General features: G+C 29.6%; 13 protein-coding genes and 1 riboswitch. Of the genes, 2 read left to right on the top strand and 11 right to left on the bottom strand.

What is annotated here, in order from left to right; all coding sequences use genetic code 11:
* Positions 1-5 precede the first annotated feature (5 nt).
* Complete coding sequence (locus AC5SML_RS01415; protein WP_011281859.1) at positions 6-473, bottom strand: TspO/MBR family protein; 468 nt, start codon at positions 471-473, stop codon at positions 6-8.
* Between the two features lie 21 nt (positions 474-494).
* Here AC5SML_RS01415 and AC5SML_RS01410 point away from each other — a divergent pair, with 21 nt between their 5' ends.
* Positions 495-1,256, top strand: coding sequence for an SDR family NAD(P)-dependent oxidoreductase (locus AC5SML_RS01410; RefSeq protein ID WP_011281858.1), 762 nt, complete (start codon positions 495-497; stop codon positions 1,254-1,256).
* On the opposite strand, the gene AC5SML_RS01405 is transcribed toward AC5SML_RS01410, so the two are convergent.
* The 10 genes from AC5SML_RS01405 to AC5SML_RS01360 all read right to left on the bottom strand — a co-directional run bounded on the left by AC5SML_RS01405 (position 1,253) and on the right by AC5SML_RS01360 (position 12,044).
* Positions 1,253-1,801, bottom strand: a complete 549-nt coding sequence (locus tag AC5SML_RS01405; RefSeq protein ID WP_018413933.1) for a DUF3833 domain-containing protein — start codon at positions 1,799-1,801, stop codon at positions 1,253-1,255. The genes AC5SML_RS01410 and AC5SML_RS01405 overlap by 4 nt on opposite strands.
* Positions 1,802-1,814: 13 nt before the next feature.
* A complete protein-coding gene (locus tag AC5SML_RS01400) occupies positions 1,815-2,993 on the bottom strand; it encodes an SAM-dependent methyltransferase (protein ID WP_020169185.1) in 1,179 nt (392 codons plus the stop codon).
* Positions 2,993-3,760, bottom strand: a complete 768-nt coding sequence (locus AC5SML_RS01395; protein ID WP_271479803.1) for a DUF1365 domain-containing protein — start codon at positions 3,758-3,760, stop codon at positions 2,993-2,995. Before AC5SML_RS01395 ends, AC5SML_RS01400 begins: the two co-directional genes overlap by 1 nt.
* Positions 3,753-4,997 carry an NAD(P)/FAD-dependent oxidoreductase gene (locus AC5SML_RS01390; RefSeq protein ID WP_271564715.1) on the bottom strand — a complete coding sequence of 415 codons (1,245 nt, stop codon included), beginning with the start codon at positions 4,995-4,997 and terminating at the stop codon, positions 3,753-3,755. The genes AC5SML_RS01395 and AC5SML_RS01390 overlap by 8 nt, the downstream gene beginning before the upstream one ends.
* Before the next feature lie 12 nt (positions 4,998-5,009).
* Positions 5,010-7,868 carry an aminomethyl-transferring glycine dehydrogenase gene (gcvP, locus tag AC5SML_RS01385; protein WP_494617378.1) on the bottom strand — a complete coding sequence of 953 codons (2,859 nt, stop codon included), beginning with the start codon at positions 7,866-7,868 and terminating at the stop codon, positions 5,010-5,012.
* Positions 7,869-8,249 carry a glycine cleavage system protein GcvH gene (gene gcvH, locus AC5SML_RS01380; RefSeq protein WP_006997244.1) on the bottom strand — a complete coding sequence of 127 codons (381 nt, stop codon included), beginning with the start codon at positions 8,247-8,249 and terminating at the stop codon, positions 7,869-7,871.
* Positions 8,246-9,352 carry a glycine cleavage system aminomethyltransferase GcvT gene (gene gcvT / locus AC5SML_RS01375; RefSeq protein WP_271479812.1) on the bottom strand — a complete coding sequence of 369 codons (1,107 nt, stop codon included), beginning with the start codon at positions 9,350-9,352 and terminating at the stop codon, positions 8,246-8,248. The genes gcvH and gcvT overlap by 4 nt, the downstream gene beginning before the upstream one ends.
* A gap of 77 nt (positions 9,353-9,429) precedes the next feature.
* Positions 9,430-9,519, bottom strand: a riboswitch (glycine riboswitch).
* Between the two features lie 24 nt (positions 9,520-9,543).
* Positions 9,544-10,425, bottom strand: a complete 882-nt coding sequence (locus AC5SML_RS01370; protein ID WP_011281851.1) for a DMT family transporter — start codon at positions 10,423-10,425, stop codon at positions 9,544-9,546.
* Entirely contained in the window at positions 10,412-11,365 is a 954-nt protein-coding gene (locus AC5SML_RS01365) for a 5-oxoprolinase subunit C family protein (RefSeq protein WP_494617376.1), read from the bottom strand. The genes AC5SML_RS01370 and AC5SML_RS01365 overlap by 14 nt, the downstream gene beginning before the upstream one ends.
* Positions 11,358-12,044 carry a 5-oxoprolinase subunit B family protein gene (locus tag AC5SML_RS01360; RefSeq protein ID WP_006997248.1) on the bottom strand — a complete coding sequence of 229 codons (687 nt, stop codon included), beginning with the start codon at positions 12,042-12,044 and terminating at the stop codon, positions 11,358-11,360. Before AC5SML_RS01360 ends, AC5SML_RS01365 begins: the two co-directional genes overlap by 8 nt.
* 27 nt (positions 12,045-12,071) lie before the next feature.
* On the opposite strand from AC5SML_RS01360, the gene AC5SML_RS01355 reads away from it, so the two are divergent.
* Positions 12,072-12,845, top strand: a complete 774-nt coding sequence (locus AC5SML_RS01355; RefSeq protein WP_271626814.1) for a 5-oxoprolinase subunit PxpA — start codon at positions 12,072-12,074, stop codon at positions 12,843-12,845.
* Positions 12,846-12,847: the final 2 nt, after the last annotated feature.

The raw sequence follows: 12,847 nt of genomic DNA, 5'->3' as shown, positions 1-12,847 counted from the left end.
TTATTTTAATTTAATATGATTAAACTTATATTAAGAAGTAAAGCAAAGAGACACCAAAGTAAATAAGGAATCATTAAATAATAACTATACAAGTTGACACGCTTAAATCTAATTATGAGAATAATTATCAATAAAATTAAAATTACTAATACAATCATAGCTAAAACTATTTTATGAAAAACAAAAAAAACTATACTCCAAGTTGTATTAAAAATTAAATGAATGAAATAAAGGTAAATAGTGTTCATGTCTCTATTTTTACTATGCCAAAATTTCCAGATAGCAATTGTCATAAAAAAATAGAGTGTTGTCCAAACTGGTGCAAAAATCCAATCTGGTGGATTAAATGAAGGTTTGATGATTAAAGAATACCAAGGCTCTTTAAAACCTACAGTAGCTAAACCTCCTATTGCAGATGCAGAAAAAGTTACAAGAGCAAACAATAAAAAAGATAAGAATTTGTTTTTTAACATATTTCTATTATACAATAGAATATGGAAGATAAAAAAGTTATTTGGATAACAGGTGCAAGTAGTGGAATTGGTAAGGCTCTTGCAATCAAATTTGCAGAAAATGGGTGGATGGTTGCTGCATCTGCAAGACGTGAAAATTTATTAAATGAACTTAAAAAAATTAATCAAAATATATTTCCTTTTCCTTTGGATGTTACTGAAGTCGATGCATGTAAATTAGTCGCAAAAGACATAATCAAACAATTTAATAATATTGATATCTGTGTGTTCGGTACTGGCATGCATGATCCAAAATCAGAAAAAAAATTTAATTTAGACAAGATAAGAGAAATAATGGAAGTTAATTATTTTGGAACCATGAATTCAATTAATTCAATCTATGATTATTTTTCTGAGAAAAAAAATGGCCAAATATCTATAATTTCTTCAGTTGCGGGCTATAGAGGATTACCTGCAGCTGGTGCATATTGTGCTTCAAAATCAGCACTTACTAGCTTTGCTGAAAGCTTAAACTTTGATATGAGAATGAAGAATGTGCGTGTTTCGTTAATCAGCCCCGGTTTCATAAAAACGCCTATGACTGATCAAAATGATTTTCCAATGCCCATGATCAAAACTCCAGAATTTGCTGCAGATGAAATTTATAAAGGATTAGTAATCAAAAAAAGTTTTGAAATACATTTCCCCAAAGCCTTTACCTATTTTTTAAAATTCCTTCAAATGCTACCTAGTAGTTTATATTTTAAACTAGTTGCTAGAGGTATGAAGAAGATTGATTATTAATTTTTTTTAAAGAAAACTGTCAATTCACCAACTTTAAATCCAAACTTTGTAAGTGTAGCTCGATTAATTGCAACATCTTCATCCTGTTTAAAAATCCAATCATCAAAAGAAACTTTAATATTCTTTCCTTTAAATGGGACCATTAAATCGTACTCAAATTTAAAAGCTGATCCATATTGATAACCTTTAGCTGTACCCACGACATCGGGTGCCGTTCCTTCGTAATAATTTTGATCAATCTTTTTGATTTTCCATATACGATTTTGTTTTTCTCCGTCTGTCCAATAAAAATCTTCTTTAAGAGTTAAAATATCTCCCTCAAAACTACCTGTCATATCAGCTTTAAACTGTCTAGTAACTTTACCACTACGGTCTTGTAGTAGACCCCATGCTTTAACCGGACCATTAAAATATTGCTCTATAGTCATAGTTGGTTCAGTGTTTTTAAAATCTGTCGGTTTCATAGAGTTATTGTTTATACAACTTGCTGTAAAGAATAAAGCAAATATTAATACTGTTAATCTAATTATCTTTAAGTTTATCATGTAGCTCCTATAGTTATTTATTTTGTAGTGAAAATTGAATTAAGTCTATGTTTTTTGATTTAAAACCAGCTTCACAATATGAAAGGTAAAATTCCCACATTTTTTTAAATTTTAAATCAAAGCCTTGTTTTTTAATTAAGTCCCATTTTTTATTAAATATTTCTCTCCAAATAATCAAAGTCTCGGAGTAATGATTTGCATATGAATTATACTCACCAAATTTTAATCCATTTTTATCAACATAATTTTGTAATTCACTTTTTGAGGGTAAAAAACCACCTGGGAAAATATATTGTTGTATAAAATCTTTTTTATTTTTATATCTATTAAATAAACTATCATCGATAGTTATGGCTTGAATGCCCACGGTACCCGAGGGTGTTAAATTATTTTTAATTGTATTAAAATAACTATCTAAATAGTTTTGACCTACAGCCTCAATCATTTCTATTGATGCAATATGATCATATTTATCCTTTAAATCTCTATAATCTTTAATTTGAATATTTACTTTTTCATTAAGTCCACATCGATGAATTCTCTCTTTAGCAAATTCATATTGTTTTTTGGAAATAGTAATACAATCTAATTTAACATCATAATTAGTACCTAAATACTCAGCAAAACCACCCCAACCACAACCAATTTCTAAAATTTTATTACCACTTGAGGGTCTTATAAGATCAATTAGTTTTTGATATTTATTGTTCTGAGCTTCAAAAAGTTCTTGTTTGGGGCTTTCAAATATAGCACTGGAATAGGTTAAAGTTTTATCAAGCCATAATGAAAAAAAGTCATTTCCTAAATCATAATGTTTGGCAATATTTTCTTTACTTCTATTTTTAGTATTTTTTATAATTTTATTTTTAATAAAATTAATAAAAGGCAAATCGAAGATTCCAGAAAATTTATAAATGGTTTTTATATTCTTTGCTGTTAACTCAATCAAATCAGAAAGATTATTTGTTATAAAAAGATCTTTCATATAAGACTCTCCCAAACCAATACTTCCACTTTTAATCAAATTATAATTTAGGCTTTCATCTTTAATTTCTAAAAAAACTTTTAAATTTTCATCAGGGTTGCCAAACTTTAAAACTTCACCATTTACTTTTTTAATTTCAAGAAAACCATGTTTAATATTTTTTAATGCACTAAACACAATCAAATCTGAAATTTTGTAAATTAACATTAGTTTTCGATAGTAATATTATTCTTAATATTTAATTTTTTTTTTATAAATTTAATTCCTTTTGTCCATAATTTAAATGCCTCATAATGTATCGCTATAATGATTTTGAATGTCATTAATGGATGTTTTAAATAAGATTTAAGTAGGTTTCTATTGGTCAATTCACTTTTAATACCATCTTGTGAAGCGTATAATACTTTGCCAACTGGATCATTCAGATCAATTATTACAGATATTTTATTACCAGGTTTCAATAGTCTAAAAAAATAAATACAATTCATTTCTATAAATGGAGATACATGAAATTTCTTCTTACACATATGTTGAATCAGATTTTGGTCTTTTTTAGTTTTAAAAACATAAACATGTTGCTCGCCAAATGTGTTTTTTACTTCATATAAAATAGATATTAGATCAAAATTTTTGTCGTAGACATAAAAAACACTTAATGGATTAAATACATATCCAAATATTCTTGGGTAACATAAAAGTTTAATATGAACATCGTTAGTTTCAATATTATTTTTTCTAAGATTATCTAAAACCCATTCCTTAAGAGAGCTCCCATCTCTTGCTCCATGGTCTTTATCAAAGAAACTAATAATATTTAGTTTATTGTATGAAAATATCTTTAAAGTTTTGTGTAGTAAATCTATTTCCGATAAATCTATAAGAAGTGAAAATACATTGTAATTAAAACTATGAATTTTGGGCTTAAATCTTTTATGAATTACATTTCCTGTATAAATATAAGAATTTTTAATCATTAAGTGTTTTTAGCATATCAATAGAGGACTTTATTCCATCCTCGTGAAAACCATAACCAAAATAACTACCACAAAATAAAATATGTTTTTTATTTTGAATTTTATGCAGGTTACTTTGATTGGTTAATGCTTCTGTATCGTAATAAGGGTGAGTAAATGCTACTTTTTTAAATATCTTATCATTTGGAATTTCTTTAAATGGATTAATTGTTAAAAAAATATTTCTATCTATCTTTAAATTTTGTAACTGATTTATCCAATATGTTACAGCTGTCTTTTCATTATTATTTGAGTCCATTGAAGAATTCCAAGCACACCATGCTTTTTTATTTTTAGGCATAACACTTTCATCAAAATGTATTACTGCAGTGTTTGCTCTATATTTAAATTTTCTTAATATTGACTTCTCGTCTAGTGTTGGATTATCAATTATCTTTAATGCTTCGTCTGCATGAGTTGCTATTACAACTTTATCATATTCAAAGAACTCATTTTCCTCCCCATAAAAAATTTTAGCACCTAAATCATTTCTAGTGATTTTATTTATATTGTAATTCTTAAAATGTTCTCCACTAACTTGGCCTATTATCTTATCGACATAAGTTTTGCTTCGATTTGTAACCGTAAACCATTGAGGTCTATCTTTAATTTTAAACAGTCCATGATTCTTGAAAAAGCTTAGAAAAAAAGATAATGGCATTTGTTTTGCTTCATATGGAGGCATCGACCATATAGCAGATACCATTGGTATAATATGATAATTAATAAAATATTCTGAAATTTTTATTTCTGTTAAATACTCCCCTAATGTTATTGAACTAATTTTTTTAATTTCTATTTTTTCACAGTTTTTATAAAAGCTTAAAATTTCAAAAAACATTTTTAAGAATTTTGGATTAAATAAATTTTTTTTATTAGAAAAAATTCCACCTAATCCTTTTCCACAATATTCTAATCCACTATTTTCTACAGTAACAGAAAATGACATATCACTTTTTTCAATCTCTATTTTATTTTCTAAAAAAAAATTAATTAAATTTGGATATGTTTGCTTATTAAAAACCATAAATCCAATATCTATTGGAATTTCTTTGTTGGGGTTGTAAGCAACCTTTATTGTATTTGCGTGACCCCCAAATTGATTTTCTTTTTCAAATAAATCAACTTTATGTTTTTTAGATAGGTAATAAGCAGCACTTAATCCTGATATACCAGCACCTACTACAGCAATTTTCATCTTAGTAAATATCTAAGCAGCTGTGTCTTCGTACTCTTCCATAGATGGACATGTGCAAAACAAGTTTTTATCTCCATAAACATTATCTACTCTACCAACTGGAGGCCAATATTTATTTGTTCTTAAAAACTCTGAAGGATAAGCGGCCTCTTCTCTTTCATACTTATGATCCCACTTATTGGATGTTAATTCAACGTGAGTATGTGGCGCATTCTTCAATGGGTTGTCAGTCTTATCATATTCACCAGACTGAATTTTATCTATTTCTTGTTTTATCTTTATAAGAGTAGAACAAAACTTATCAATTTCACTCAAACTTTCGCTTTCTGTAGGTTCAATCATCATTGTACCAGCAACAGGCCAAGACATTGTTGGAGCATGGTAGCCAAAATCAATCAATCGCTTTGCAATATCTTCTTCAGTGATCCCTGTTTCACTTTTTATCGTTCTAATATCAATGATACATTCATGAGCTACATTGCCACTTTTACCCTTATATAAAATTGGAAAAGAGTCTTTTAATTTATGGGCAATATAATTTGCATTTAGTATTGCAACTTGTGATGCTTTTCTTAGGCCTTCAGAACCCATCATCTTTATATACATCCATGAAATTGATAAGATACTTGAGCTACCCCAAGGAGCTGCAGATACCGCTCCCATTCCAGTCACTGGACCACAATCTTTTATCACAGAATGTTTTGGCAAAAATATTTCTAAATGTTTTTTACACGCTATTGGTCCCATACCAGGCCCACCACCACCATGAGGTATACAAAATGTTTTATGCAAATTTATATGACAAACATCTGGTCCAAAATTTCCAGGTTTAGCAATACCTACTAATGCATTTAAGTTAGCTCCATCCATGTAAACTTGCCCACCATGATTATGAATTAACTCACATATGTCAGTTATTTTCTCTTCAAATACACCATGTGTTGATGGATAAGTGACCATAAGGGCCGCTAAATTTTCTGAATGTTCTTCAGCTTTATTTTTTAAATCTTCATAGTCTACGTTTCCATATTGATCACATTTAACAACAACTACTTTCATACCAACCATTTGAGCACTAGCCGGGTTTGTGCCATGCGCTGAACTTGGAATTAAACAAACATTACGATTTGTTTCACCATTTTTTTCATGAAATTTACGTATTACCATTAGACCAGCAAACTCTCCTTGAGCACCAGCATTTGGTTGCAATGAAACTCCAGAAAATCCAGTAATTGATCTCAACCAGTTTTTTAAATCTGTAAATAATTCTCTATAACCATCCATTTGCTCTACAGGAGAAAAAGGATGTGGCTGTGAAAATTCTTTCCAGGTAACTGGTATCATTTCTGCAACTGCATTAAGTTTCATAGTGCACGAGCCTAAGGCAATCATAGATTTATTTAAAGCAATGTCAGAGTCTTCTAATTTTTTTAAATATCTAAGCATTTCTGTTTCCGAATGATAACTATTAAAAACTGGATGATCTAAATAAGTTGAAGTTCTTAATAGGTTTTTTGGAATATTAGATAAACTTTCATTCATATTTTCTTTAATTGTTTCTGAACAATTAAAGATTTTTAGTAACTGATTTGCTCTATAAAGATTTTTTCTCTCATCAAAAGATACTGCTAACATTTCAGAATTCACTTTTCTGATGTTTACTCCTTGATCTAAAGCATTTTTGTATATCTTCTCTGTTTTATCTAGAGTTTTTATTGTAACCGTATCAAAAAATTCATTTGAATAAAGTTCATAACCAGATTGCTTTAATTTATCTGCAAAATTTTTAGTTAATTGAGAAACACTTTCTGCAATTTTTTTAATTCCTTGTGGACCATGATAGACCGCATAAGCTGCAGAAACTATTGCCAATAATGCTTGTGCAGTACAAATATTACTTGTAGCTTTGTCTCTTCTTATATGTTGCTCTCTTGTTTGAAGGGCAAGTCTATATGCTTTTTTCCCATGTCTATCTACTGACACACCTACTATTCTGCCTGGCATTGATCTTTTATATTCATCTTTTGTAGCAAAAAATGCAGCATGGGGACCACCATAACCCATTGGAATTCCGAAACGTTGTGAGCTACCGACAGCAATATCGGCACCTAACTCAGCAGGTGTTTTTAGTTTAGCGAGTGCTAACAAATCACATGCTAAAACTGCTTTTCCATTAAATTTATGTATTTTACTAATAGCCTCACTTGGGTCTTTAATATCTCCAAGAGTTCCTGGATATTGAATGATACCACATATAATATTTTCTTTAATATCTTTATCTTCGTCACCAACTATTATTTCTAGGCCTAAAGGTTCAGCTCTTGTTTTAATCACATCAATTGTTTGAGGATGACAATTTTTTGAAACAAAAACTTTTTTAGATTCAGACTTAGATATTCTATAACTCAATCCCATAGCTTCCGCTGCAGCTGTTCCTTCATCTAAAAGAGAGGCATTAGCGATATCCATTCCAGTAAAGTCAATTATCATTTGTTGAAAATTTAATAACATTTCCAATCTGCCTTGTGCTACTTCTGGCTGATAAGGGGTATAAGAAGTATACCATCCTGGATTTTCTAAAATATTTCTAAGTATTACATAGGGAGTATAAGTTCCATAATAACCCATTCCTATAAAGCTAGAATAAATCTTATTTTTTTTAGAAATATCTTTTAATTTTCTAAGTGCTTTATATTCAGAATTTGGATCACCAATATCCAAATCATCTTTAAGAAGAATTTTTTCTGGTACAGTATCTTTTATTAAATCATCAAGATTTTGGTATCCCAACTCTTTAAGCATAACATTTTGTTCATCAATAGATGGACCTATATGTCTTTGTATAAAATCTTTTTGAGCATTCTTTAACATTTAACTACCACTTTCTTTTGAAAATTTTTCGTATTCTTCTTTATTCATTAATGAATCCATTTCAGACTTATCAGTAATTTTTAATTTAAAAAACCATGCTTCATTTTCTGGATCAGAATTAACTTTTGCAGGATCGTCAACAATGGCTTGGTTATTTTCGATAATTTCTCCAGATACAGGAGTATAAATATCACTTGCAGCCTTTGTAGATTCTACAACTCCAGCATTGCCATCTTTAACTACAGAAGATCCTATTTCTGGTAACTCTACGAAAACTATATCTCCTAGCATTTCGGTTGCATGTTGTGTAATTCCTACAACAGCAGTGTCTCCATCTAACTTTATCCACTCGTGTTCTTTAGAATATTTTACTTCACTCATTTACTAGCTCCTTTCACATAACTTTTTTTATAAAATGGCAAATTACTTATAATTGCCGGATATTTTTTTCCTCTCACTTCTAAAAAAACCTTAGTATCAATTTTAGAAAATGAATTTTCTACATAACCCATTGCAACTGGGGCCTGAACGCTGGGTCCAAAAGTTCCACTTGTAATTTCCCCAATATTTTTATCATCCTCACTAAATATTGAAGTTTTTTCACGTGCTATAATTCTTCCTTCTGGCTTAATACCTACGCGGATTTTGCTTACTCCTTTCTCGATTTGAGATTTAATTTTTTCACATCCAATAAACCCACCCTCAAGAATTCTATTTTTTGATATCGCCCATTTTAAATTTGCTTCTACTGGGCTTTTATTAATATCCATGTCATGACCATACAAACAAAGTCCCGCCTCTAGTCTCAAGGTATCTCTGGCACCTAATCCAATTAAATTAGCCCCTTCATCTATGAGTTTTTGCACAAACGCTTCTGCGTTCTCATTTTTGATAGATATCTCAAATCCATCTTCGCCGGTATAACCTGATCTTGTGATATAAATATCCTCTTTAAGATAATTAAACGTATCACCATTCATAAATTTTAGATCTGATACTCCATTGATTATCTTTTCTAATATTTGGACTGCTTTAGGGCCTTGAATTGCTATAAGCGATAGCTCTTCACTTAAAATCATTTCATACTTATCTTCTAACAATTTAGTTAAAAGTTTAAAATCTGTATTCTTACAAGCAGCATTTAATACAATGTTAAAACCACCTTCAACTTTTGTGATAATCAAATCATCATAAATTCCTGCTTCATCATTCATTAAAAAACTATATTTGGATTGATTTAATTTAGCCTTACTCAATTCAGCTGGAAAAATTTTTTCAAGATCTTTTGCCAACTTATCATCTCCTTTAATGAATAACTGACCCATATGGGACACATCAAAAATACCTGCATTTTCTCTTGTACTTTTGTGTTCCTCAATAATTCCTTTAGAATATTGAATTGGCATTTGATACCCAGCAAATGGAACAAACTTAGCTCCATGCTTTTGATGTAAACTGTAAAGTGCGGTTTTTAAAATATCCATATTAACTTACTGTACCCATCTGTATGTTTGCCTGAGAGTTTTATTCCGTCGGCGAGAACTTAATCTCTTTCCAGAGTTAATATGTTACGGTCCTTTTGCCTGAGAGATTCCTGGGTGGTTGCTCCTTCGGCGCTACGATTGTTTGTAGTCTCTCCCGTATATAAGAATAATCTACCAGATATGTAACAGAGTCAATTAATAATTTTTTCTTTTTTATTTGAAAAAAGTAGTGAGTAAAATTGCAATAATACTGCAAAAAGAATTACTCCTCCTCCGATTAAAGTAAATAAAGAAGGTCGTTCAGCTGCAAATAAAAAGGCCCACATTGGCCCCAACACAGATTCGGATAACATGATTATACCAACCATTGCAGATGGTGTACTACGTGCACCCATAGTTATAAATATAAAACCAAATCCTACTTGAAAAAAACCTGCTGTAAAACCTAAAAATATATCATGTGAAGAAATCATAAGCTTCTCAGATAATAAAAATCCAATAAAGCATGAACTCACACCAGCTATAAATTGAGCTGGCACCATGTCAACTGTAGGAAATTTTCTAACAATTATAATTAAGACTGCAAATGTAATTGGCATGCTAAAAGCCGCTAAGTTTCCAGACATCTCTCCTGGTGATAAAGAATTACCTACCATTAATAGGACACCCGTAATTGCTAAAATAATTGAAGCTAAAGTAATAGATGAAATTGTTTCTTTTAAAAATAAATAACCAAATATTGCTAAAAAGAGTATTTGCGTCGAAATAATAAAATTAGTATTGGCAACAGTTGTATTATACATCGCAAAGACGTACCCACAAAAACCAAATGATAAAATAACTCCGCCAATAAGTCCTGGTAAACCTGAATCGTAAAACGCTTTAAATAATTTTTTTTTATAAGTAATTATTAAAAAAAGTAAGACTGTAAGCGAAAAAAATAAAGATCTCCAAAATAATATTTGCCATAATGTTGATCCTTCAAATGATTTAACAATTAAGCCTCCAAAGCTTAAGCAGCAAGCTCCCATAAAAACTAATATAGGACCTGGAATTTTATTAATTACATTCATTTAAATATTTATTTGTATCTTCTGTGTATGCTTTAAATATATTCTGAGCTTCTTCAAGACTTACTTCCTTAAAATTTATAATAGTGCCTGGTGTCAATTGACCTACTCGATCTAAGTCTGCTGAAATAACAACACCTATTTTGGGATATCCACCTATAGTTCCGTGATCAGACAACATAACAATAGGGTTTCCATCAGCAGGTACTTGTATTACTCCTTTTACAAGACCTTCAGATTTTATATTAGAGCTAACAATGTTTTCTAACTTGGGACCACTTAGTCTAATACCCATTCTATCTGCTAATTTAGTAACTGAAAATTCTTTGTTAAAAAAATTATTTTGAGCCTCTGTTGAAAAATAATCAAAATTAGTACCCTTAATAACTCTAATTATATTATCTGGAACTTCTTTATAATTAATTTCTGTTTCTTCAATTTTTTTAAAATCTGAATTTTTTATAAAAATTTTATCTTTTATAGAATATTTTTTTCCATTATTTGGACCAACATTTGCCTTGGTATTTATAGAATAACTATTCCAAGTTTTGTTCAATTCTAAACCCCCTCTAATTGATAAATATCCATAAGCAGTATTTTTTGTTGATATTAAATCAATTTGATCTTCGTCTTCTAAAATATAGTTTTTATAACAAACACCATTTTCAATGTTTGAATTTTTTCTAATTATCTTGAAAAGCACATCCCCAGTAACACTAAGATTAATTTTCCCATTTTTTAATTTTAGAAGTGGACCCTGATAAGCAAATTCAATAACAGCTTCATCTAAATTATTACCAACTAACTTATTGCTTAGTTTATAATTTCTTTGATCAATTGCCCCACTTACAGTAATACCCACATAATACATGTGATTTCTTCCTCTATCCTGAATGGTTGTGTTAACTCCTGATCTTATAATTTCAAAATATGAATTACTCATTCCAGTCTAGATACTCCTCCTTAGAAATTTGATAAAAGATCACTTTGTTACCTGGTTTAATTAAGGTTGGATCTAATAAATTTGATTTATCAAAAACCTTTTTTGGTGTGTTGCCGATAATATTCCAGCCACCAGGGCTTTCAAAAGTGTAAATATTTGTAAATTGTTCGGTTATGGCCACAGAGCCTTTTGGAACTTTTACTCTTGGCGTTTCCAATCTATCGCATCTGATACCTTTATTAATATCTCCTAGAAAAGGCATGCCAGCAATAAATCCTGTCATGTAGCAAAAATATTCCTTACCAAAATATAGTTCTAATATTTTATCTTTATCTATATTCAATTTTTTAGTTAGCCTCAAAAAATCTAGTCCATACTCATCATCACAACAAACTGGTATTCTAATTTTTTGATTATTATCTTTAATATCTCTACTAATAGTTAAACCTTCTATAAAATTTTTGATTTTTTTATAATTGGTTATAGATAAATCAAAATTAATGATTAATTTATTATAAGAAGGTGTTAAATTAATTATTCCTTCAATTTTTTTATCTTTTATTAATTTTGATATATGGTGAAAATAATCTATGACATTTGCATTTATTTTTTCATTAACCTCTGAGCCAAAATCACAATATACTGCCGCATCACCAAGATTTGATATATTTTTAACCATGCCATGTTATACTAGAGAGTAAAGAGTATGGAAATTAATATCAATTGTGATTTAGGAGAAAAATCTAAGTTTCATTCTATCGAGAATGATCCAGAATTACTCAATATTGTAAATTCTGCCAACATTGCATGTGGTTACCATGCAGGTGATGAACAAACAATGGAGATGGTTATTCAAATTTCAAAAAGAAATGGTGTTAGCTTGGGTGCCCATCCATCATTTAAAGATCCTGAAAACTTTGGAAGAAAAAGAATGAATTTAAGTTCCTTAGAAATAAAAAAACTAATTTTCGACCAATATGAAATATTACAAAAAATTGCTCAGAAATATAATGAAAATGTTACTCATATTAAACCCCATGGGGCTCTTAATAATATGGCTTGTGAAGACCTGGAATTAGCCACAACTCTAGCTGTGGCCATTAAAGAGATTAATAAAGATATTATTTATCTGGTACCAACGGGTTCACAAATGGAAGTTGCTGCTAAGAAAAATGGTTTGAAAATAGCTTGTGAAATTTTTGCAGATAGAAATTATGAAGATAATGGAAATTTAATTTCTAGAAGTAAACCAAACGCTTTAATCACTGACCCTCAATTAGCAAAAAACCATGTGTTGAACATGGTTAAAAATCAGGCAATAAATTGTCTCAGTGGTAAACAGATACCTTGTGAGATTGACTCGGTTTGTATACATGGTGATAATGAAAGCTCATTGGCAACTGCAAAATCTATCAGAGATAATTTAGTTGATAATGGCTTAGAACTAAAACCTTTAAATAAAATGGATAAATTTAATTAAAA

It is taken from the genome of Candidatus Pelagibacter sp. PS_17 (assembly GCF_059417945.1).
This window is presented reverse-complemented; position numbering and strand designations above follow the sequence as displayed.